Here is a 20,731-nt window from a genome sequence, read left to right as displayed (position 1 = left end):
CTACCCGCAAACAATTGCGTCCTGGTTAGAGTTTCTGCGCCTCCACAGACTTGCATCAGTCCCACGTTGGGACTAGGATCATGCCATGAGAATCATCGCCATCAATCAGCTGAAGCAATTTTGGGAGAGATACCCGAGCGCAGAACAACCCTTGTTGGCCTGGATTGACGAGGTAAGAAATGCAGCCTGGAAAACGCCTGCCGACATAAAACTGCACTTCGCTACAGCCAGTATTCTCAAAAGCCGCAGAGTCGTGTTCAACATCAAGGGTAACGACTTCAGGCTGATAGTCGCCGTAGCTTATCGCTTTGGCGCCGTGTACATAAAATTTGTCGGCACTCACAAGCAGTACGACACGGTCGACGCTGATAACGTCGAAATGGAGTAACCCATGAACATTCGCCCGATTCACACAGAAGAGGATTACCGCGCCGCCCTCAAGAGCGTGTCGGCTCTGTTTGAGAATGAACCAGAGATTGGCACTCCCGAGGGAGATTACTTTGACATCATGATTACGCTGATCGAATCGTATGAGTCGAAGCACTTCCCGGTCGACTTACCCAATCCTATCGATGCGATCAAGTTCAGAATGGAGCAGTCCGGATTGTCCGCCGCCGATCTTGCACCCGCCATCGGCCGCACAAATCGTGTTTATGAAGTACTCAATGGCAAGCGAGCGTTGACGCTTCCAATGATCTGGAAACTGCACGAGCTGTTCGGGATACCCGCCCAGAGCCTGATCAAACCGGTCAAACACGCTTGATCAGGGTCGGCTCTTGCAAGCATACCTACCGATAATACGGACGATGCAGAACTCCCCTTATCGACTGATCTTCAACCCCTGCCGAACCTGGTGCTTTTCCAGCGCCAGCTCGATCAGTCGCGTCACCAGCTCGCTGTAGGTCATGCCGGTGGCCTGCCACAGTTTCGGGTACATGCTGATACGGGTGAAGCCGGGCAGCGAGTTGATTTCGTTGATCAGCACTTCGCCGCTGTCGGTCAGGAACACGTCGACGCGAGCCAGGCCGGAGCAGCCCAGTATCTGGAACGCTTCGACGGCCAGGGCGCGAATGCGCTCGCTGGCCTCGACGCTGATATTGGCCGGCACCACCACTTCAGCAGCCGTGTCGTCGATGTACTTGCTGTCGTAGGAATAGAACCCGCTGCGCACCACGATCTCGCCGCAGCCACTGGCGATGGCGTCTTCATTGCCGAGCACTGCGCATTCAATCTCGCGGCCGCTGACGGCGGATTCGATCAACACCTTGGTATCGAAACTCAAGGCCAGCTCCACCGCTGCGCTGTACTCAGCCTCGTCGGTGACCTTGCTCACGCCCACGGAAGAGCCCTGATTCGCCGGTTTGACGAACAGCGGCAAACCCAACTTGCCCCGCACTTCGGCAAACCCGGTGCGGGCCGCCGTGGCGCGGGTCAATGTCACGAACGGTGTCACGGCCAGGCCGGCATCGCGCAGCAGGCGCTTGCTGATGTCCTTGTCCATGCACACGGCCGAGCCCAGCACATCGGAGCCGACAAACGGCAAATCGGCCATGCGTAGCAAGCCTTGCAGGCAACCATCCTCACCGAGGGTGCCGTGGACAATCGGGAAGATCACATCGACGTGGCCGAGCATTTCCTGGCTGGAAGTTTCCACCAGTTGCTGACTGGCCTTACCCGGCACCACGGCCAGTTCGCGGTTGGATTGATTGAGGGCGATCAACGCCGGGTTTTCCTGATTCAGCAAAAAGTTGGAAGGGTCGTTGAGGTGCCAGTGACCTTGTTTGTCGATGCCGATCAGCACTGGTTCGAAGCGAGAGCGATCGAGGGCGTCGACAATATTCTTCGCCGACTGCAGCGACACTTCGTGCTCTGCCGAGCGCCCGCCAAAGACTATCCCTACACGCAGTTTTCTCATCGCCTGGCCTCTTGGTGAATGTGCTTACAACTTGAATAGTCGAAACCTTACGGCTGCAAGGTCTTGCCGTCCACCGGGTCACCAATGGTCAAGAAGTGCCCGCCCGCCACGTGGTGCAAGGTGCGCAAGGCGTCTTGCCCTTCGAAGTGCCAGCGGCCTTCGCTGAACACGCGCTCGTCAGCCTGGGCGGCAATCACTTCAGCCAGGAACAGATCGTACTGCTGACGGTTGTTCGGCTCCGGCAACAGGCGACATTCCAGCCAGGCCACGCAGCCTTCGAGCATCGGCGCATCAACCGACTGACCGGTGAACGTCTGTAAATCGTAGGTCTCAAACTTGTCGCGCCCCTGGCCCTGGGTCAACTCCAGGCCGGAGGTCGAACCGACGGTCTGCACAATGTCGGCCTGTGCAGCGCACGGAACGTTCAGCACAAATGTGCCCGAGACTTCCAGCAACTGGCGAGTCCAGGTGGACTTGTCCAGCACCACGGCAATTTTCGGTGGTTCGAAATCCAGCGGCATGGCCCAGGCTGCCGCCATGATATTGCGCTGGCCACCGTGGGCTGCGCTGACCAGCACGGTCGGGCCATGATTGAGCAGACGATAGGCCTTGGACAAGGGAACCGGACGGCGGTGGGGAACGCTCATGGAAGTCTGCTCCTGGATAAAGAGCCGATTGTAGCGCCCACGTAACCCTGTGGGAGCGGGCTTGCTCGCGAAGGCGTCAATTCAGTCACCGCTGGGTTGAATGACACACCGCTTTCGTCGGAACGCCGCCCGGAGTAAGCCCACTCCCACCAAGAGCTGATCTCAGGTCAGTTGGTGAGTTGATTGGCAAACTGCCCCACCGCGTTGACCACTTTCTGCGCGCCGTCCTGGATCTCGACAATCACCGTACCCGCTTCCGCCGCCAGTGCCAGGCCCTGCTCGGCCTGAAGCTTGCCGTCGGTCATCAGCGCTACGGCGTTGCGCGCCATGTCCTGGTTCTGCCGCACCACGAGGACGATTTCGTCGGTGGCCTGGCTGGTGCGCGAAGCCAGTTGCCGGACCTCATCAGCCACCACGGCGAACCCCCGCCCCTGCTCGCCCGCACGGGCCGCTTCGATGGCCGCGTTGAGCGCCAGCAAGTTAGTCTGCTCGGCAATGCCGCTGATGGTTTTGACAATGGTACCGATCACCAGCGACTGCTCGTTCAGCGCTTCGATGCCATCGCCGGCGGTTTGCATATGCCTGGCCAGGTCGCGCATCACGTCCACGGCCTGGGTCACCACGGCGTTGCCGCGCTGGGCGCTTTGGTCGGTTTGCTGCGAGGTGCTGTAGGCGATGTTGGCCGCCTCCGCGACGGCTTGTTCCTGATTGACCTGATCGGTAATCACCGTGGCGAACTTCACCACCTTGTAGAGATTATTGTTGGCATCGGCCACCGGGTTGTAGGACGCCTCAAGCCAGACCGTACGACCATGGCTGTCGACACGTTTGAAACGGTCGGCCACGTACTCGCCCGCGTTCAGGCGACGCCAGAAGTTATGGTATGCGTCACTGTTGTATTCTTCCGGCAGGCAGAAGGTGCGGTGATGCTTGCCCTTGATCTGCGCCAGGCTGTAACCCATACCGCTGAGGAAGCGGTCGTTGGCGGTCAGCACGTTGCCGTTGAGGTCGAATTCGATCACCGCCGTGGAGCGCACCAGCGCGCCGATCAGGTTCTCGTGTTCGCGGGAGGCCTCGATGGTGCGGGTCAGGTCGCTGGAGAAGATCGAAAAATACCTGATCCGACCGTCCGCCGAGCGCACCGGTTGCAGGATCGAACGTAACCACGCTTCCTGGCCGGTACCGCGCAACAGACGCACTGCGCCGGCGAAGTGCTCGCCACGGGTCAACGCGTTCTTGAAGCGCAGCTGGAATTCATCGGATTTCACGTGATCCGGGACCAGATCGTCGATGTGTCGGCCAATCAGGTCGCCGCTCTTGTAATGCATTTCGCCAAGGAAGTTCTGGTTGACCGACTGAACCCGCCCGTTGCTGTCGAGGGTCAGCACCAGCATTTCGCTTTCCAGACTTTCCTTCACTTGCTGGAGGCTGGAGAGTTCTTCACGAAGAGCCGACAGCTCCTGCTTCAAGCGTTTATTGAACATGGGAAAGCACCGATGGACAGGGGTAGAAAGCGATATGCAGCCTAACCATCGGCCTTGGAAACATTTTCTTAAGCGTGCTTCAGGCTTGTCCTACAAAAAATAGATACGACATGCCCGATCAATGCGCGCCAGCCACAGGACAGCCTGCGATTCTCGGCATCCGCGCACCGAAGTACGCCGCACTGCCCATGCCCACCACCCCCATCACCGCACTGAACATCACGCAGATCCATGGACTCCATGGCATCAGACCGATCAACAACAGCGGTGTGACACTCGCCCATGCGGCATAGGCAATGTTGTAGGTGAACGAGATCCCCGAAACGCGAATCCGCGCCGGGAACAGGCTGACCATCACCGATGGCACCGCGCCAACTACCCCGCAGGACAGCCCGGCCACCGCGTAGGCCAGGCCGATCCAGTCGCCGCCCATGATCAGGCAGGCATACAGCACGCCGATGCCCAGCGGCAGCAGCAGGCTATAGAGCATCACCGTGCGCCAGGCGCCGATGCGATCGACCAGCAGCCCGGCGAGCACGCAGCCGATGTTCAGGAACACGATGCCCAGTGCGCTCAAGGCGAAGGTATGGCTGGCGGTCATGCCAAAGGTTTTCTGCATCATGGTCGGGGTGATGACCACGAACACCACCACGGCCGAGGTCAGCACACAGGTGAGAATCATCGCCGGCAAAATGGCCAGGCGATGCTCGCGCAAGACCGTACGCAGCGGCAATTCGCCGGCTGCCTCGCGCTGCGCCTGCATGGCCGTGAACACTGGAGTTTCGCTGAGCCAGCGACGCAGCCACACGCCAATCACCCCAAACACGCCGCCCAACAGGAAGGGATAACGCCAGGCGTAATCGAGGATTTCCGCCGCAGTGAACGCCTGCGCCAGGAAGGTTGCGGTCAAAGCACCGATCAGGTAACCGAAGGTCAGCCCCGCTTGAAGGAAACCCAGGGCATAGCCGCGATGGGCGATGGGCGCGTGCTCGGCGACGAATACCCAGGCACTGGGTACCTCACCGCCCACCGCCGCGCCTTGGAGGATGCGCAGGGCCAACAGCAGCAAGGGTGCGAAATAGCCAATTTGCGCGTAGGTCGGCATGATCCCGATCAGCAGGCAGGGCAACGCCATCATCAGGATGCTCAGGCTGAAGACTTTCTTTCGCCCCAGTCGGTCGGCGAAGTGCGCCATCAGGATGCCCCCCAGCGGTCGCGCCAGGTAACCGGTGACGAAGATCCCGAAGCTTTGCAGCAATCGAAGCCACTCGGGCATTTCCGGCGGGAAGAACAACTGGCTGAGGGTCAGGGCGAAAAACACGAAGATGATGAAGTCGTAGATTTCCAGCGCCCCGCCGAGAGCGGCGAGCCCCAGGGTCTTGTAGTCCGAGCGGCTGAACGGCGTCGGGCGCGAATCGGTGTTAGTCATGAAAAGAACTCTGGCACAGGCAAAAACCAAGGCGCCCATGGTCTACGCAAATGCACCGGCGGACAACCCGTTAGACCAAAGTCCCATAGCCACGAAACAGCCCCACAAAAGTCCTCGGCTTGAATTAATGTTGGCGCCTGTCCAGACGGGCGGTTACTGCCCCGAAGACCACTACAAACATAATAAATCCGAGGTACCCCCCGTGGCCGCTGATATCGAAGATAGCCGCTCCGCCCGCTTTGCCCTGCGCTGTTCAAGTTTTGCCGAACGCTGGTTTCCCGACTCCTGGGTGTTTGCTGCCCTGGCGGTGATTATCGTGGCCCTGGCCACCATGGCGATGGGTGCCAAGCCCACCGATGCCGCGGTGGCGTTCGGTGACGGCTTCTGGAGCCTGATCCCGTTCACCATGCAGATGGCGTTCGTGGTAATCGGTGGTTACGTGGTCGCCAGTTCGCCACCGGCGGTGAAGCTGATCGACCGCCTGGCGAAAATCCCGAAAAACGGCCGCTCCGCCGTGGCCTGGGTGGCGCTGATTTCCATGGTTGCGTCGCTGCTGAACTGGGGTCTGTCGCTGGTGTTCGGCGGTTTGCTGGTGCGCGCTCTGGCCCGCAGAACCGATCTGAAGATGGACTACCGCGCCGCTGGTGCCGCTGTCTACCTGGGCCTCGGCGCGGTTTGGGCCCTGGGCCTGTCATCGTCCGCTGCGCAATTGCAGGCCAACCCGGCCAGCCTGCCGCCGTCGATCCTGTCGATCACCGGGGTGATCCCTTTCACCCAGACGATCTTTCTTTGGCAGTCCGGTGTGATGTTGCTGGCTCTGATCATCGTTTCACTGATCGTTGCCTACGCCACCGCCCCCGGCCCGAACTCCGCGCGAGACGCCAACGCCTGCGGGATCGACCCAAGCTTCAACCTGCCACCGCTGCAACCACGCACCCGCCCCGGCGAATGGCTGGAACACAGCCCGCTGCTGACGATTCTGCTGGTGCTGCTGGCAGCCGGATGGCTGTTCCATGAGTTCTCGACCAAACCGGCCATCAGCGCGATTTCCGGGCTGAACACCTACAACTTCCTGTTCATCATGCTGGGTGCGCTGCTGCACTGGCGTCCGCGCAGCTTTCTGGATGCCGTGTCCCGTGCGGTACCGACCACCACCGGTGTGTTGATCCAGTTCCCGCTGTACGGCTCGATCGCCGCACTGATGACCACGGTCAAGGGTGCCGATGCGCAGACCCTGGCGCACCACATCTCGACCTTTTTCGTCAGTATTGCCTCCCACGACACCTATGCCCTGCTGATGGGTGTGTACTCGGCGATCCTCGGCTTCTTCATTCCGTCCGGCGGCGGCAAGTGGATCATCGAAGCGCCGTACGTGATGCAGGTGGCCAATGACCTGAACTATCACCTGGGCTGGGCCGTACAGATCTACAACGCTGCCGAAGCCTTGCCGAACCTGATCAATCCGTTCTACATGCTGCCGTTGCTGGGCGTACTGGGGTTGAAGGCGCGGGACCTGATCGGTTTCTCGTTCGTGCAGTTGCTGGTGCACACGCCACTGGTGCTGTTTTTGCTGTGGGCACTGGGCACGACGCTGACGTATACGCCGCCGGTGATGCCGTGACCCAAATGGTGGTGATGACATAGAACCCTGTGGGAGCGAGCTTGCTCGCGATGACAATGTCACTGACATATTGATACTGAATGTGCCGACGCCATCGCGAGCAAACCCGCTCCCACTGTGGTTTCTCCCACATTGAGAGTGCACGTTGCCTGACAGCTTTTTACCTCCCCCCTCTAGACCAACCGCCGCCTGCGGTTTCAGTATGTAGCACCCACGCCAACGGGAAACCACGCTGAAAAGGATCTGAGCATGCTAAAACTTGCAGGACTGACTCTCGCGGCCCTCACCCTGAGCGCCGCTGCCCACGCCGATGTCGCCCTGAAACTGGGCAGTACCGAACGCGTTACCCGTCTCTTCGCCTATCCCAACAACTGCAACGTGATCTGCTTTCGCAACTGGACACTTGAACAGACCGTCGAGCATTACCTGACCCAAAGCGTGCAGCGTGATGGCTACACCGGGGCGAAGGTTCTGATCAAGACCGATAACAATCAGCTTTATGCCGAAATCAGCGGCGTACCCAACGGCTATGAAAAGCCTCTGGCCGCGCTGCTCGACGCCGGTGACCTGGCCTACAACGGCGCCAGCAAACTGAATGCCGATGGCAAGTGGGCGTATAGCTGGTACCTGTTCCTGCCGTTGGGCATGGCCCTGGAAAACCGCAAAAGCGTCGAACTGCTGCACTTCCCGCCAGACTATTCGCTGACCCAGGCCCAGGATTACCTGAGGTCCGCCACTACGGATCGCTGGGCCACGCTGCTGACTGCCAACGGCATCCCGGCCGGGCAGACGCCGGGCTACCAGACAATCATCGACATCGCCCCGATTGCCGCGCCGTCCAACGCGGGCAAAGACCTCGAAGGCGTCTACGGCTACTTCAAGGATTACCAGACCACCATGGTCAAGGAAGTCAGCCTGAACGCCAGCGGCGCAGCCCTGCCGATGGTCGCCTTCGGCGCACCGGTGCGTAACTGGATCAAAGAGCAATACGGGCAGACGGTGAACGTGTTGGGCCTGGTCCAGATCACCCCGGACAACGGCGTGAAAGTCCCCGTGCTGGGCTCCAACCATCCGAGCTACATTTGGTATGCCGCCGATCCGGCAAGCTACACCGGCAGTGACGCCCAGGCCAAGGCCGATGCGGCAGGCCTGAAAGTCATGGGTCAGGATTTGAGTGCTGCGTGCTGGCAGGCCGCCATGGGCCGCCAACCGGACAGCAATCCGGACGTTGAGCTCAATACCTGCAGGCAAACCTGGCAAGTGGCCCAGAAAGAAAAAACCTGCGAGCTGTTCTACACCTCGATCCGCAACCTGTCGCCCCAACAGGCTGTGGGCAAATGCGCGACAGCTTCGATCGTGTCCCAGCTCAAGCAGCTCAAGGCCCCGGCACCCGCCACGGCGAAACCTGCTCCGCCGCTGTAACCCGATGAACGGCGAAAAAATCTGTCACTTATGACAGTAGACCGCCCGTGGTATCTGCGAGAGGCTTGGGCTGAACCCATGTGCTGCTGTGCTGACAGGACCGTCGGTGCAAGGAAGTCGCAGCACCCAGCAGACAGGGATTGTTATGAAAGCTCACGCCCCTCAACGAAAGCGCCCACAACCGCCGCAAGGTGTTTACCCCTTTTCGGAGCTGCCCGTTCGCCTGGGATTTCCTTCCCTGGCCGACTTCGAAATCATTGAAAACGCCAAGGGCGAAGCCACGGGTATTGCCGCACGGCGCGAATTCCCGCGAATCACCCGTATCTGCCGGGCGTCGGGGCATTTGCTGCCCTACCGCTGCCGGCATACCCGCCAGCTCGCCCCGGGCATACACGTCTACGACCCGCGCTTCTGCGGACTGTTGCGACACTCCTGCGACCCCAATGTCTTTCTGGACTTGAGCGAGTTGTGGTTATGGGCGCTGAAGGACATCAGCAAGGGGGACTGGCTGACCATGGACTTCGCCGCCACCGAAGACAAACTGCAACGCCAATTTGCCTGCCAGTGCGGCTCATACGAGTGCCGTGGCTGGATTACCGGCTACGACGAGTCGCCAAACGCCGACGGCCAGGCGTTTCTGCAACGCTGGCGTCGGCAACGTCATTATTGACGGGTATTACTGAGGGTCGACCGGACGCAGGCGGTACTGCGGCGGCAGTTGCTCGAAGCCGCTGATGGTGGTGTTCAGGCTTTTCCAGCGACCGTCCTTGATGCCGTAGATGCAACCGTGGACCGACAGGCTCTGCCCGCGGTGCCAGGCATTTTGCACAATGCTGGTATGGGCGACGTTGGCCACTTGCTGAATCACGTTGAGTTCGCAGAGGCGGTCGACCTGTTCCTCTTCGGTGGCCAGTTTGGCCAGCTCTTCGCGCTTCTCGTAGTAGAGATCGCGAATCGAACGCAGCCAGCCGTCGATCAGGCCGAACTGGCGATCCTGCATCGAAGCGCGCACACCGCCGCAGCCATAATGGCCGGTGACAAGGATGTGTTTGACCTTGAGCACATCGACCGCGTACTGAATCACCGACAGGCAGTTGAGGTCGGTGTGCAGCACGACGTTGGCCACATTACGGTGTACGAACAGATCGCCCGGCAGCATGCCGACGATCTCGTTGGCCGGCACCCGGGCGTCGGAACAACCGATCCACAGGAACTCTGGGGTCTGTTGGCGAGCCAGCTTGGCGAAGAAGTCAGGATCTTCCTCCTTGATCGCAGCGGCCCAACGCTCGTTGTTATCAATCAGATCTTGTAATTCGTTCATGCTTTGAAGCCTCAAGAATGATGCGCAGCTTTGACTGACAACCGTCCGTCGGGGTCACGCGCGAAAATGCAGATGCTCTCCTGATCCGGAACACGGGGCTCCATGCCGGTGGAATTCTCGGTAGCCACGGGGGTCAACCGTAGTAGGGACTACAGTATGAGGAATTGCCATGAATGATTCACGACGTCCGTACGATGCGGTGCAACCGGAACCCGTCGATGACAACGAAGACCGCATGGGCTCGGTGCGTGAGCTGGATTTCGACGCTGAAGAACCCAGCACCAGAATCGGTGACGAACTGCCGGAAAAGGAGCGCGAGCGACTGCTGTCGCGCCAGCGCGGACGTGAAGCGGGCCTGACCGCTGCTGCCTCGACCGGTGACCATCAACCTACCGATGACGATCTGAGCCCGGAAACCCTGATCCGCGAGGACGGCGCCCGGGATGCCCACGAGGCGGGCAATGATAGCCGTGCGGATTGGGACCTGAGCATCGTCGACGAGGACGAGATCGGCGGTGGCAATGGCCTGGATGAGGCTGAACTGGCTCAGCGCGATCCGATGGACGGCAAGCGATAATCTTTTAGTGCCTGTTCAGCCGCCTTCGCGAGCAAGCCCGCTCCCACAGCGGGAATGCATTCCAAATGTGGGAGCGGGCTTGCTCGCGAAGCTTTTGAGGCTCAATCCACCAAAGTGCAGGCCATGACCACCGCATCTTCGCGCCCGCCCACCGCCGGGTAGTAATCCCGACGCCGGCCGATCTCGTTGAAACCATATCGCTCATACAGCTTGAACGCCGCGGTATTGCTGTCGCGCACTTCCAGGAAACACTCCCGGGCGTCTGCCTTGTAGGCGATCGACATCAAATGCTCAAGCAATGTCAGCCCCAGGCCACGCCCCTGGTTTTCCGGCTTGACCGTAATGTTGAGCAGGTGCGCCTCGTCGAGGATGATCTGCACCACACCGTGGCCGACCTGTTGCTGACCTTCGAACATCAGCCAGATCTGATACTTGCCCAGGCCATCGAGGAAAATCCCGCGGGTCCAGGGATGGCTATAGGCCGCATATTCGATTTTCAGTACAGCTTCCAGGTCCGCCTCGGTCATCGGGCGAAACGATACAGCGTCACTCATTCGATTCTTTCCAGCGCGCCATCAGCCGACGCATGGCTTGCCAGACATCAGCCTTACGCTGTGGCTCTTCCATTAATAATTCCAGGCCCGGCACCGCCCAGGCCGAGCCCAGGCCTTCGATCTGCAATTCGCGATTGAACGCCTCGGCATCCGCTTCGCCAGCAAATCGCACCGCAGGCAAGCCGATCAGCCACAAGCAGGCGCAGGGCGTTTCTTCCATGCGCACCGAGAGAAAACCTTGCACGAAGTCGCGGGCCGCTTCCGGGCCCTGATCCATCGTGCCACGCACCAACAGCGGCCAACGCACCGGCTCACCGACGATCTGCGGGCTGTCCGGCAGACCGGCGGCGCGCAGCATGTCCTTGAGCAGCAGGTAGGCAGGATCGCGAGTCTGGAAGGATTCACCTGTGGGTAACTCCACCAGCAGCAGGCAACGCCCGGCCCGCAATAATTGCAGGGCGAAACGCGGGGGCGGCACGATGGGTGCCTTGACCACGGCTGGCGTCTCTTCGGCCTCTTCCACCGGTTTCGCGCCGGTGCGGGTGCTGGCCAGCGATGGCCGTGGCACCTCGATCTTCACCCGCTCGGCCGGCTTGGCCACAGGCGCCACGGGCGTATCGGCCACAACAGCGGGCACGACAGGCGCGACCACAACCGGCTCGGGAATCTCCAGCAGCTCGGGCCGCGACGGCGCGGCAAAGGGCAATTCGGTGCGCGGCAGCCAGTTGACCACCTGCATGGCGGCCAGATAAGCGCGACGACGGGACTCGATAAGCAAAGGTCGGCCACTTGTGGATAACTAAAGTGCGCTGATTCTACCGCCGTTCGCTGAAGATCGCCCGCAGTTGATCGATGCACCTTACCGAAAAGAAGGCGACAGTCCGTCCCGAGAGTGAATCGCATTGCCCCCGATGCAGTACAATCGCGGCTTTTAATCGCCAACCAGCCGGCCATTCCGATGATCGAACCCAAGCGCGTCTTGCGCGCCCTCGCTGAACACTGGGCACTTCTGGAGCCACTGTGCGAGCACTTCGACCAAGGCACACTGAGCCTGAACGAACTGCGCACGCAACTGGCCGCCCAGCAACTCGACAGTACGCCGCAGGACATCACCAGCCTGCTGGATGTGTGGATTCGCCTCGACATCCTGGTTCCCGTGGCCAAAAGCCCGAACCGTTTCGAGCTCAATGCGCAGATTCACGACTTCCTCGCCTATCTGCGCCGTGAACACCGTCTGGGGCTGTGCCTGGAGATCGAAGCCTACCTGCGCCACCTCGAGCGTCTGGCCGGTTATATCCAGGACGCATTCGATATCCGCGACGGCAACGACCTCGCCCGCCAATTGCGCCTGCTCGACATGCGCGTGCGTGACGTGCTGAAAAAACTCGATAACGACGAACAGGCACTGGTGGCCGTCGCCGAACGGGCGAAAACCAGCGACCGGCAGATTCCGTTGCGCCAGCGTTATGCTGAAGTGCTGGCGACCTGGGACGAATACGTCGAGCCAATGATTGATCTGGTGAACGCCGACGGCGCCTTCGAACAAGGCGTGCGCAAGGTCGAAACCGTCCTGCTGAAGATGCTCAGCGAACAGCAGCGCCTCGGCCATCTGGTCGACGACGACATGTTGCTGCGCACCCACGCGCGCATCCTCGAAATGCAGACCAGCGCCCAGCTGACCCTGCGTCACGCCCGCGAGCTGCTGCTGCCGCTGCGCGAAGAAGCGCGCCGGCACAACGCCGTGACCCGTGGCGCCGCATTGGCCCTGTCGATGATCCGCCGCAAAGGCATCGACGCCGTGCCACAAGCGGCGATGCCGATGTTCACTCGCCCACAGAGCACCTTCCTCGGCAGTGCCAGCCAGGTCGAAGCCTACGTTTATGCCCTGGCCCGCTTCGAACCGAAACCGGCGCGCTTCCCCAAGGCTCACAAGACCCAGAAAGGCGAAGCGCCACGGGCGCCACGCACCGTTCGGGAAATGCTCGAGCGCTGCGAAGACGCCCTGCCGATGCCGGACCTGATGACCTGGCTGCTGGAGCAGGAACCGGACGGCGCCACCGACGAATTGCTGTACTGGTTCTCGCGCCTGTCGCGGGAAAAACGCTTCAAGCGCGAGCGTCTGGAACGTCGCGAATACCATACTCACGAGCACCAGGTCAGCCTGCGCTCCTTCGCCCTGCTCTCGGTCAGCGACACCGCCGCCGAGGATTCTGCGAGCACTCCCTATGCATCTTGATCTATCCGAACTGTCCCAGCTGGCGCCGATCTTTCGCGAGCTGTTCAAGGGTTATCACGTCAGCCGCCGCGATCCGGAGCTGTACGCACAGTTGTCGAACTTCCAGGACCAGTACCGCACGCTGTTCAAGGCCCTGGGCTTTGAACTGGTCTGCGACACCCGTGGCTTCTACTACTTCGTGCCGGACCTCGCGGCGGCGGCGGTGAACAAGACCGCCCAGCGTCTGGCGCTGTTCACCTTTATCCTCGTCGAACACCTGGCCGATCAGGGCCGCGACCCGATCGCCGTGCTCGACGGCGGCAGCCTCGGTCGCGATGAATTGCCGTCGCTGCTGGAAAAGTACCGCGACCTGTTCATCCAGGCCGAAGTGCAGACCCAGGACGAGCTCGAAGAAAAGATCATGCGCCGCATGACTCAGCTCGGTTTCGCCAGCGAAGAGAACGGCGTCTACCGTTTCCTGCCGCCGATGCACCGTTTCCTCGATGTGTGCCTGTCGGTACAGCAGGACCGCGACCTGGCCGCCAGCCTGCACAGTGTCCTGCCGTTGCCGGTGCCGGTCCTGATCGACGAAGACAGCGACGAAAAGTTGTTGCAGACCGATGACCCGCTCGACCTCGCGGGTTTTGAAGACGAAAGCGAAGAAGACGCACTGGCCCGCGCCATCGCCGAAGAACAGGAGCTCGACGCATGAGCAAGGAACGTTACGGCATCCGCCGCTTTGCCCTTTTGAACACCGCCGGCTACAGCCTCGGCCTGTTCCCGCTGGAAGAGCCGCTATCGGTATACGGCGCCAACAACCTGGGTAAATCCGCCTCGATCAACGCCCTGCAGTTCCCGATCCTGGCGCGCATGTCGGACATGAGCTTCGGCAAGTACAGCCTGGAGCAGTCCCGGCGCTTCTACTTCGCCTCGGACACCAGCTACATCCTGGTGGAGGTGAACCTGCCCCACGGCCCCCACGTGATCGGTGTGGTCGGCCGCGGCCCGGGCGGCGGCTTCGGTCACCAGTTCTTTGCCTATGCCGGCAAACTGGACCTGGCCCACTACCAGAAAAACGACACCTGCCTGCGTCAGAAAGAACTGTTCACCAACCTTGAGCGCGAAGGCCTGAAAGCCTACGAACTCAAGCCGGACGAACTGCGCCGCCTACTGGTTGGCGGTCACACTTCGATCCCTCTGGACCTGACGTTGATCCCGCTACGCTCCACCAGTGAGCAAAGCCTGAAGACCTTCCGCGCCCTGTTCATCAACCTGCTGCACATGCGCGAAATCACCGCGGCCAAGCTCAAGCAGCTGTTCCTCGATGCCTTCGAACACAGCCTGCGTTCCGGCAGCGTCGACTACATCGCCGCGTGCGAAGAAGCGTTCCGCGATGTACGACGCATGGAGCAGGACTACAACTCGCTGGTCGCCGCCGGCCCGCTGGTCGAAGCCCTGGCCAACGGCGTGAAGCAACGCGACATCCTGCGTGGCAAGCTGCACCGGATCTCGCCCCTGCTCGATTCGCTGCTGGGCACCTGGTCGGACTACGCCAGTGCGCGCAAGGAAGAGCTGACCATTCAGGCCGAGCACTACCGCAACGAGCAGGATGCCCTGCAAAACGACCAGCGCGGTGGCACCCAGGAACTGATGCGTCTGGAACGGGAAATCACCGGCATCCAGCGCTGGCTCGGCGAATTGTCGGTGCTCAAGCATCGCTTTGCCCTGGTCGATGACGTCAAGGTGCTGGAGCAGCAGCTGCTGGCCGCCAAGGACGCTCACGATGAACTGGCCGGTGCGCTGGCACAGTCCCGCCAGTTCAGCGCCGAAGACCTGGACGAGCGCCTGCGCGACCTGGAAAAACGCCTGAAGTCGGTCAAGCAACAGCTCGATCACGCCGACAACAACAGCTACGCCCGTCTGCGTGAAGAATTCTCGCAGCAAGACGTCGAACGCCTGATGCGTCTGTTCAACAGCGCACTGTTCAGCCTGCCGCTGGGTGAACACGGCATCACCCTCGACGACGACGGCGAGTGGGTCAAATCCGTGGAGCTGATCCTCGACGGTTTCAAAGGCGAACGCTTCGAAGTGCCGGGCCTGTCCATCGACATCTCGCACATCGAACCACCGGCGCTGCAGGCCTTGGCTGACCGCGCAGCCCTGCGCGACCAGAAGGAGCGCCTGGACAAAGAACTCAAGCAACTGAAGACCCAGCAGGCCGTGGCGGCCGACCGCGCCGCGAGCAAGACCCAGACCGAAGTGCTGTACCAGCAAGTGCTGGATGCGCAGAAAGCCCTGGAAGATTTCCGTCGCGCGCAAACCCTGAGCGCCGAGGAAGGCGACAAGCTGGAACAGATGGCACAGATGGAAGCCGCACAGGACGAATTGAAGCGTTCCAGCGATGCCTTTACCGAGCGCGTCCAGCAACTGTCGGCCAAGCTGCAACTGGTCGGCCGCCAGATCGGCGACATGGAAGCCAAGCAACGCACCCTCGACGACGCCCTGCGCCGGCGCCAGTTGTTGCCGGCGGACCTGCCGTTCGGCACACCGTTCATGGACCCGATCGACGATTCCATGGACAACCTGCTGCCATTGCTCAACGACTATCAGGACAGCTGGCAAGGCCTGCTGCGGGCCGACGGCCAGATCGAAGCGCTGTACGCCCAGGTACGCCTCAAGGGCGTGGCCAAGTTCGACAGCGAAGACGATATGGAGCGTCGCCTGCAACTGCTGATCAACGCCTATGCGCACCGTACCGACGAAGCCCTGACCCTGGGCAAGGCTCGCCGTGCCGCCGTGACGGACATCGCCCGGACCCTGCGCAACATCCGCAGCGACTATGACAGCCTCGAACACCAACTGGCACTGTTCAACCGCGAGATCAACAAACGCCAGGTCTCCAACCTGCAAAGCTTCCGCATCGTGCTCGCACCGAACAAGGAAGCGCTCAAGCACATCGACCAGATCATTCACAGCGCCGGTCAATACGAAGAAGGCGAAACCCTGTCGGTCTTCGATCTGAGCCAAAGTGCCGAGCAGGACAACAAGAACGAAGAGGCCAAGGAATACCTGGCGCGGCTGGTGGCGGCCAACCACAACCAGCTCGGCCTCAAGGACTTGTTCGAACTGGCGTTCGAGATCACCAAGGTCAACGGCCAACCGGTGATCCACACCGACATCGACGGCGCGGCGTCCAACGGCACCACCATGACCATCAAGGCGCTGACCAACATGTACTTGTTGCTGCACTTGATGGACCGTGACCAGGCAGGTCGCGTGCGCCTGCCGTACTACCTCGACGAGGCGGCGGACATCGATGAGAAGAACCAGGCCGCATTGCTGGAAACCAGCCTGCAACTGGGCTTCGTACCGATCCTGGCGAGCGTGAAGCCGCAGGTCTGCGCCAGTGTCGCCATCGACCTGGAAGGTGGCAGCGGTCCGGCTGGCATCTACATCGATGAGGCGGACTGGAAGTACATCCGTCGTCACGATCAGGTAAGGGCGACGATCAACGAACAAGCGGATGAACCGGAGCTGGATGCGGTCTGAGGCTTGAATCGAAGGCAATAAAAAGGCCGCGGTCCAATGGATCGCGGCCTTTTTTCATAGGTGTGTGATTTAGCTTTGCAGTGAACTTCAGGGCCTCTTCACGGGCAAGCCCGCTCCTACATTTGATCGCATATCTTCAGGAACAACCCAGTCCCCCTGTGGGAGCGGGCTTGCCCGCGAAGGCGTCATCACAGACGCCAGAAAACTACTTACCGAGTGAAATCTTCGGCGCCCAGCCCAGCCACTCCTCTTCGAACTTGTCGAACAGCGCGAACGTCTGCTCCGGTCGCGCCGGGCTACCCATGCGCTCGCCATCCGGCGTGGCAAAGGCGACACCGCCCTGAATCATCGTCTCCAGTGATTCAGTACGCACCGTTGCACCTTTGAACAGGCCGACATCGAAGTCGAAACCGCTGGTGTTCCAGAATCGTGTACCGCTGCGTACCAATGGCGCGTACTTCGGCTCGATCAGGATATGGATCAGCACGCGATCAGCGGTCTGGCCCAGTTCATAACTGGTCACCTTGCCCACGGTGATTTCGCGATACGTCACCGGCACCCCGGCCTTCAGCGAACCACGACGTGCCGCGCTCAGCACCACACTCAATCCCGCTTCCTGCTTGGCAGTTTCGGGCGCGGCGGCCAAAACGACAAAGTTCTTCTGCGGTCCCAGGTTCTTCGGCGCCGGTTGTACCTCGATGTATTGCCCGGTCACCAGGGTTTCGAGGTTGGACGTCTTGATCAGGCCCAGTTCAGGCTTGACCACCCAGAACTGACTGCCGACCCGGGCAATGCGCTCTGGCACTTCGGTAATCCGCGCGGTCAACAGCACCGATTGCAGGTCCTCGCTGAGATCGACATCCTCCACCTTCCCGACATCCAGCCCCTTGAAACGAATCGGAGTGCCGGTACGCAGGCCATCAGCGCGATCGAGCTTGAGCGTGATGACTTCGCCCTTCTGCGTAGCGTCTTCATGGTTCGCGAACAGACGGAAACGTGGAATACGCTTCTGCAACGGGGCGTTGTCCTGCGGGGTCTCGAAGGCGATGCCGCCGGCCATCAAGCTCTGCAATGACTCGCTTTTAACCTGGACCCCGCCGGTCAGTCCGCCCGTGAGGGTGATGCCACTGGCGTTCCAGAAGCGCGTCGAGGCGTTGACCAGGCCTTCATATTCCTTCTCGATGTGTACGCCAATGATCAGTTGTTTCTTTTTGCGGGAGAACTGATAGCTCTGTACGGAGCCGACTTTGACCTGCTTGTAGAGAACCGGGCTGCCGACTTCCAGCGAACCGAGGTTTTCCGTGAACAAAACAAGGTGCAGGCCCGGTGCACGCAGATCCAGCGGCGGTGCCTTGGCCCGGGCTACAAACTCCCGCTGTGGCGCCGAACCCTTGTCGCCAGGCCGCACAGCGATGTAGTTACCTTTGACCAACGCCTCGAGACCGGTAATCCCCGCCAGGGAAATCGACGGCTTGACCACCCAGAACTGGGTACCTTCGACCAGGTAATCCTCGGCCAATGGGTCCATCGTCAACTCGGCGGTTGCGCCAGACAGATCCGCATCGACCTTCAGCGTTTTCAGGCTGCCCACCTGAATACCCTTGTACATCACCGGTGTGCGACCGGCCTGCAAGCCGTCGAAATCACTGAGCTTGACCTTCACCCGGATACCGGCGGCGGCGGCGTCAAAGTCTTCATAGAGTCTGAACGGCAGGCTCGGATCGGTAGGCGGACTGTCCTTGCGGTTTTCGGGTGTGGCGAACGCAATACCACCGGCGACGATGCTGGCCAGGGACTCACTGCGGACCTTCACACCCGACAGATTGGCGTCGATGCTGATGCCGCTGGCATTCCAGAAACGTGTGTGTTTGCGCACCAGTTTGGCGTAAGTCGGCTCAATGAAGACCTTGAGCTCGACAGTGTTCTGGTCCTCGGACAATACATAGCTTTTGATCTGGCCCACTTTGATCTGTTTGTAAAACACCGGACTGCCACGGTTCAGCGAGCCCAGGCGGTCGGCCTTGATAGTCAAGTGCAGACCGGGCTGGGCATCGGAGAGCGGCGGTTCCTGGGCCAGGGCCTTGAACTTGCGGACCGGCTCGCCTTCCCCCGGGCTGATGGCGACATAGTTACCTGAAACCAGCGTCTCGAGACCGGTAATCCCTGCCAGCGTCACGCTCGGCTTGACCAGCCAGAAACGCGTGCTGGTTCGCAGGTATGGCTCTACGTCCTTGTTCATTTCGATGCTGGCGATCACGCCTTTGGAACTGCCTTCGTCATCAAGCTTGAGACTTTTGACCTTACCGACCGACATGCCTTTATAGACAACTTCGGTCTTGTTGGCCTGAATGCCTTCGCCGCTCTCAAAACGCACCTGAATCTCGATACCGGTCTCGTTATAGGCACGCCAGCCGAGCCAGCCGCCGATGATCAAGGCGATCAGGGGCAACACCCAAATGGCAGACCAGTTCGAAGCCGGTCGGGTTTTCGCTACAGGCAAATCAGTCATGGTCGTCGTCCGACTCCGTGTTATCCCAAATCAGTCGGGGATCAAAAGTTACCGCGGCAAGCATCGTCAGAATCACCACCGTGGCGAAAGCGATGGCGCCAAGATTGGCTTCGATGCTGGCAAGCCGCCCAAAATTCACGACAGCCACGAGGATGGCAATCACAAAGATATCGAGCATCGACCAGCGGCCGATGAATTCAATGAAACGGTACATCCAGATGCGCTGGCGAGCCGAAAGGGGCTGACGGCGCTGCACGGAAAACAGCAGCAGAGCGATACCCACCAGTTTGAACGTGGGCACCACGATACTGGCGATAAACACCACGGCCGCAATGGGGAACATTCCGTAGTGCATCAGTTCGATCACACCTGCCATGATCGTGCTCGGCGCACCTTTGCCCAAGGAGTTCACGGTCATGATCGGCAGCAAATTGGCCGGTATGTAAAGAATGGCGGCGGTAATCAGCAATGCCCAGGTGCGCACCAGGCTATTCGGGCTGCGGGCGTGTACCAGCGCCCCGCAGCGCGTACAGGCTTGCTCATCGGTATCAGCTTCCTGCCTGTTCAATTCATGACATTCCTTGCAAATCAGAATGCCCGCATCAATCGCCCGCATGGGCATCCTCTCCTGATAACGCCTGCCAGATCTGGTGTGGAGACATTACGACCTCCAGCCAGACTTGAATCAGCAACAAACCAATGAAGCACACCAAGCCGAGGCCTACGGTGATGGCTGCCATATCTGCCAGTTTTACGATCGCCACCAGTACGCCCATGAAGTAAACCTCGAGCATCCCCCATTCGCGTATATGGTGATAAATGCGATAGAGCAGCAAGCCGTAGCTGCGTCCGACATCAAAACGGATACTCAACAATACGGTCAGTTGGCACAGCAGCTTGAGCAGCGGGATCCCCATGCTGCACAGGAATACAATCACTGAAACGCTTTGCATACCCGTGTCAAAAAGGGCGACAACGCCGCTCCAGACAGTGTCTTGCGAAGACTGCCCGAGTAGATTGAGCTGCATGATGGGTAAAAAGTTCGCCGGAATAAACAACAACAAGGCGGCTATGACAAGGGCGAGACTGCGCTGTACGACGTTGTACCGATTGGCATAAAGCTCGTAGCCACAGCGCGGGCACATGGCTTTTTCGCCATGGGCGAGTTCGGGTTTACGCATGAGCAAGTCGCACTCATGGCAGGCAACCAGATTTTCCAGTGGTATTTCTGACAGCTCTTTGGCGTCAACCGAATCCGGCATAAGCGCTCTGACTCTGAAAAAGTTGGACCTATTCTAGTGTCCCGGGACAAAAATAACTGCGCCAATTTGTGCTTGATTGATCGTGCTTTTTCTACGACAAAAACAAAACCCCTACCTGCATACGCAGATAGGGGTTTCGGAATTTAATCTTGACGATGACCTACTCTCACATGGGGAAACCCCACACTACCATCGGCGATGCATCGTTTCACTGCTGAGTTCGGGA

At 60.1% G+C, this 20,731-nt stretch carries 18 protein-coding genes and 2 pseudogenes; 9 read left to right on the top strand and 11 right to left on the bottom strand.

Features of this window, described 5'->3' with window-relative positions:
* Nucleotides 1-85: 85 nt before the first annotated feature.
* Complete coding sequence (locus KGB29_RS26010) at nucleotides 86-388, top strand: type II toxin-antitoxin system HigB family toxin (RefSeq protein WP_090457679.1); 303 nt, start codon at nucleotides 86-88, stop codon at nucleotides 386-388.
* Between the two features lie 3 nt (nucleotides 389-391).
* Complete coding sequence (locus tag KGB29_RS26005) at nucleotides 392-763, top strand: type II toxin-antitoxin system HigA family antitoxin (RefSeq protein ID WP_057398063.1); 372 nt, start codon at nucleotides 392-394, stop codon at nucleotides 761-763.
* A gap of 57 nt (nucleotides 764-820) precedes the next feature.
* Here KGB29_RS26005 and ddlA read toward each other — a convergent pair whose 3' ends face one another.
* The 5 genes and pseudogenes from ddlA to KGB29_RS25980 form a co-directional block, all read right to left on the bottom strand.
* Entirely contained in the window at nucleotides 821-1,915 is a 1,095-nt protein-coding gene (ddlA, locus tag KGB29_RS26000; RefSeq protein ID WP_150815030.1) for a D-alanine--D-alanine ligase, read from the bottom strand.
* Nucleotides 1,916-1,962: 47 nt separating this feature from the next.
* Nucleotides 1,963-2,562 carry a flavin reductase family protein gene (locus KGB29_RS25995; protein WP_150815031.1) on the bottom strand — a complete coding sequence of 200 codons (600 nt, stop codon included), beginning with the start codon at nucleotides 2,560-2,562 and terminating at the stop codon, nucleotides 1,963-1,965.
* 167 nt (nucleotides 2,563-2,729) lie between these two features.
* Nucleotides 2,730-3,167, bottom strand: a pseudogene (locus tag KGB29_RS29045) (methyl-accepting chemotaxis protein); the annotation flags it as partial.
* 150 nt (nucleotides 3,168-3,317) lie between these two features.
* Nucleotides 3,318-3,956, bottom strand: a pseudogene (locus tag KGB29_RS29040) (PAS domain-containing protein); the annotation flags it as partial.
* A 208-nt stretch (nucleotides 3,957-4,164) separates the two neighbouring features.
* Nucleotides 4,165-5,475, bottom strand: a complete 1,311-nt coding sequence (locus KGB29_RS25980; RefSeq protein WP_371319449.1) for an MFS transporter — start codon at nucleotides 5,473-5,475, stop codon at nucleotides 4,165-4,167.
* A gap of 202 nt (nucleotides 5,476-5,677) precedes the next feature.
* Here KGB29_RS25980 and KGB29_RS25975 point away from each other — a divergent pair, with 202 nt between their 5' ends.
* The 3 genes from KGB29_RS25975 to KGB29_RS25965 all read left to right on the top strand — a co-directional run bounded on the left by KGB29_RS25975 (nucleotide 5,678) and on the right by KGB29_RS25965 (nucleotide 9,188).
* Entirely contained in the window at nucleotides 5,678-7,096 is a 1,419-nt protein-coding gene (locus tag KGB29_RS25975; RefSeq protein WP_057713298.1) for a short-chain fatty acid transporter, read from the top strand.
* Between the two features lie 249 nt (nucleotides 7,097-7,345).
* A complete protein-coding gene (locus KGB29_RS25970) occupies nucleotides 7,346-8,518 on the top strand; it encodes a hypothetical protein (protein WP_057713297.1) in 1,173 nt (390 codons plus the stop codon).
* 145 nt (nucleotides 8,519-8,663) lie between these two features.
* Nucleotides 8,664-9,188: a hypothetical protein gene (locus tag KGB29_RS25965; protein ID WP_057713296.1), complete on the top strand. Its 525-nt coding sequence runs from the start codon at nucleotides 8,664-8,666 to the stop codon at nucleotides 9,186-9,188.
* 6 nt (nucleotides 9,189-9,194) lie between these two features.
* On the opposite strand, the gene can is transcribed toward KGB29_RS25965, so the two are convergent.
* The gene (can, locus tag KGB29_RS25960) at nucleotides 9,195-9,839 is read right to left on the bottom strand and encodes a carbonate dehydratase (RefSeq protein ID WP_057713295.1); all 645 of its coding nucleotides are present in this window, start codon (nucleotides 9,837-9,839) and stop codon (nucleotides 9,195-9,197) included.
* Between the two features lie 169 nt (nucleotides 9,840-10,008).
* On the opposite strand from can, the gene KGB29_RS25955 reads away from it, so the two are divergent.
* Nucleotides 10,009-10,416, top strand: coding sequence for a serine kinase/phosphatase (locus tag KGB29_RS25955; RefSeq protein ID WP_150815034.1), 408 nt, complete (start codon nucleotides 10,009-10,011; stop codon nucleotides 10,414-10,416).
* A 101-nt stretch (nucleotides 10,417-10,517) separates the two neighbouring features.
* Here KGB29_RS25955 and rimI read toward each other — a convergent pair whose 3' ends face one another.
* Together rimI and KGB29_RS25945 are read right to left on the bottom strand one after the other, a co-directional pair.
* Nucleotides 10,518-10,970 (bottom strand): ribosomal protein S18-alanine N-acetyltransferase, encoded by a 453-nt coding sequence (gene rimI / locus KGB29_RS25950; RefSeq protein ID WP_007981794.1) that lies wholly within the window; start codon nucleotides 10,968-10,970, stop codon nucleotides 10,518-10,520.
* Nucleotides 10,963-11,709, bottom strand: a complete 747-nt coding sequence (locus tag KGB29_RS25945) for a hypothetical protein (RefSeq protein WP_057713293.1) — start codon at nucleotides 11,707-11,709, stop codon at nucleotides 10,963-10,965. Before KGB29_RS25945 ends, rimI begins: the two co-directional genes overlap by 8 nt.
* 219 nt (nucleotides 11,710-11,928) lie before the next feature.
* Here KGB29_RS25945 and mksB point away from each other — a divergent pair, with 219 nt between their 5' ends.
* From mksB to mksF, 3 genes are read left to right on the top strand one after another with little or no spacing between them, the layout of a single operon-like run.
* On the top strand, nucleotides 11,929-13,206 hold the full coding sequence (mksB, locus tag KGB29_RS25940; protein ID WP_174245530.1) for an Mks condensin complex protein MksB: 1,278 nt from the start codon (nucleotides 11,929-11,931) through the stop codon (nucleotides 13,204-13,206).
* Complete coding sequence (mksE, locus tag KGB29_RS25935) at nucleotides 13,196-13,897, top strand: Mks condensin complex protein MksE (RefSeq protein ID WP_090457698.1); 702 nt, start codon at nucleotides 13,196-13,198, stop codon at nucleotides 13,895-13,897. The genes mksB and mksE overlap by 11 nt, the downstream gene beginning before the upstream one ends.
* Nucleotides 13,894-16,734, top strand: coding sequence for an Mks condensin complex protein MksF (mksF, locus tag KGB29_RS25930; protein WP_057713290.1), 2,841 nt, complete (start codon nucleotides 13,894-13,896; stop codon nucleotides 16,732-16,734). The genes mksE and mksF overlap by 4 nt, the downstream gene beginning before the upstream one ends.
* A 205-nt stretch (nucleotides 16,735-16,939) precedes the next feature.
* On the opposite strand, the gene KGB29_RS25925 is transcribed toward mksF, so the two are convergent.
* The 3 genes from KGB29_RS25925 to KGB29_RS25915 are packed head-to-tail and all read right to left on the bottom strand — an operon-like array spanning nucleotide 16,940 to nucleotide 20,505.
* The gene (locus KGB29_RS25925) at nucleotides 16,940-19,243 is read right to left on the bottom strand and encodes an intermembrane transport protein PqiB (protein WP_150815035.1); all 2,304 of its coding nucleotides are present in this window, start codon (nucleotides 19,241-19,243) and stop codon (nucleotides 16,940-16,942) included.
* Nucleotides 19,236-19,859 (bottom strand): paraquat-inducible protein A, encoded by a 624-nt coding sequence (locus KGB29_RS25920; protein ID WP_150815036.1) that lies wholly within the window; start codon nucleotides 19,857-19,859, stop codon nucleotides 19,236-19,238. Before KGB29_RS25920 ends, KGB29_RS25925 begins: the two co-directional genes overlap by 8 nt.
* Complete coding sequence (locus KGB29_RS25915; RefSeq protein WP_057713288.1) at nucleotides 19,846-20,505, bottom strand: paraquat-inducible protein A; 660 nt, start codon at nucleotides 20,503-20,505, stop codon at nucleotides 19,846-19,848. Before KGB29_RS25915 ends, KGB29_RS25920 begins: the two co-directional genes overlap by 14 nt.
* Nucleotides 20,506-20,731: the final 226 nt, after the last annotated feature.

The sequence above is a fragment of the Pseudomonas sp. BF-B-30 genome (assembly GCF_019956305.1).
In the GTDB taxonomy this organism is placed as follows: domain Bacteria; phylum Pseudomonadota; class Gammaproteobacteria; order Pseudomonadales; family Pseudomonadaceae; genus Aquipseudomonas; species Aquipseudomonas jessenii.
Note: the sequence above shows the minus strand (reverse complement) of the source record. Positions and strands in the feature narration are given on the sequence as shown.

Bases quoted from the DNA above. Each gene is read 5' to 3' on its own strand.
- KGB29_RS26010 (WP_090457679.1), top strand. From the start codon at position 86: ATGAGAATCATCGCCATCAATCAGCTGAAGCAATTTTGGGAGAGATAC.
- KGB29_RS26005 (WP_057398063.1), top strand. From the start codon at position 392: ATGAACATTCGCCCGATTCACACAGAAGAGGATTACCGCGCCGCCCTC.
- KGB29_RS25980 (WP_371319449.1), bottom strand. From the start codon at position 5,475: ATGACTAACACCGATTCGCGCCCGACGCCGTTCAGCCGCTCGGACTAC.
- can (WP_057713295.1), bottom strand. From the start codon at position 9,839: ATGAACGAATTACAAGATCTGATTGATAACAACGAGCGTTGGGCCGCT.
- KGB29_RS25925 (WP_150815035.1), bottom strand. From the start codon at position 19,243: ATGACTGATTTGCCTGTAGCGAAAACCCGACCGGCTTCGAACTGGTCT.
- rimI (WP_007981794.1), bottom strand. From the start codon at position 10,970: ATGAGTGACGCTGTATCGTTTCGCCCGATGACCGAGGCGGACCTGGAA.
- ddlA (WP_150815030.1), bottom strand. From the start codon at position 1,915: ATGAGAAAACTGCGTGTAGGGATAGTCTTTGGCGGGCGCTCGGCAGAG.
- KGB29_RS25955 (WP_150815034.1), top strand. From the start codon at position 10,009: ATGAATGATTCACGACGTCCGTACGATGCGGTGCAACCGGAACCCGTC.
- KGB29_RS25965 (WP_057713296.1), top strand. From the start codon at position 8,664: ATGAAAGCTCACGCCCCTCAACGAAAGCGCCCACAACCGCCGCAAGGT.
- KGB29_RS25945 (WP_057713293.1), bottom strand. From the start codon at position 11,709: ATGCAGGTGGTCAACTGGCTGCCGCGCACCGAATTGCCCTTTGCCGCG.
- mksB (WP_174245530.1), top strand. From the start codon at position 11,929: ATGATCGAACCCAAGCGCGTCTTGCGCGCCCTCGCTGAACACTGGGCA.
- mksF (WP_057713290.1), top strand. From the start codon at position 13,894: ATGAGCAAGGAACGTTACGGCATCCGCCGCTTTGCCCTTTTGAACACC.
- KGB29_RS25970 (WP_057713297.1), top strand. From the start codon at position 7,346: ATGCTAAAACTTGCAGGACTGACTCTCGCGGCCCTCACCCTGAGCGCC.
- KGB29_RS25920 (WP_150815036.1), bottom strand. From the start codon at position 19,859: ATGCGGGCGATTGATGCGGGCATTCTGATTTGCAAGGAATGTCATGAA.
- KGB29_RS25995 (WP_150815031.1), bottom strand. From the start codon at position 2,562: ATGAGCGTTCCCCACCGCCGTCCGGTTCCCTTGTCCAAGGCCTATCGT.
- KGB29_RS25915 (WP_057713288.1), bottom strand. From the start codon at position 20,505: ATGCCGGATTCGGTTGACGCCAAAGAGCTGTCAGAAATACCACTGGAA.
- mksE (WP_090457698.1), top strand. From the start codon at position 13,196: ATGCATCTTGATCTATCCGAACTGTCCCAGCTGGCGCCGATCTTTCGC.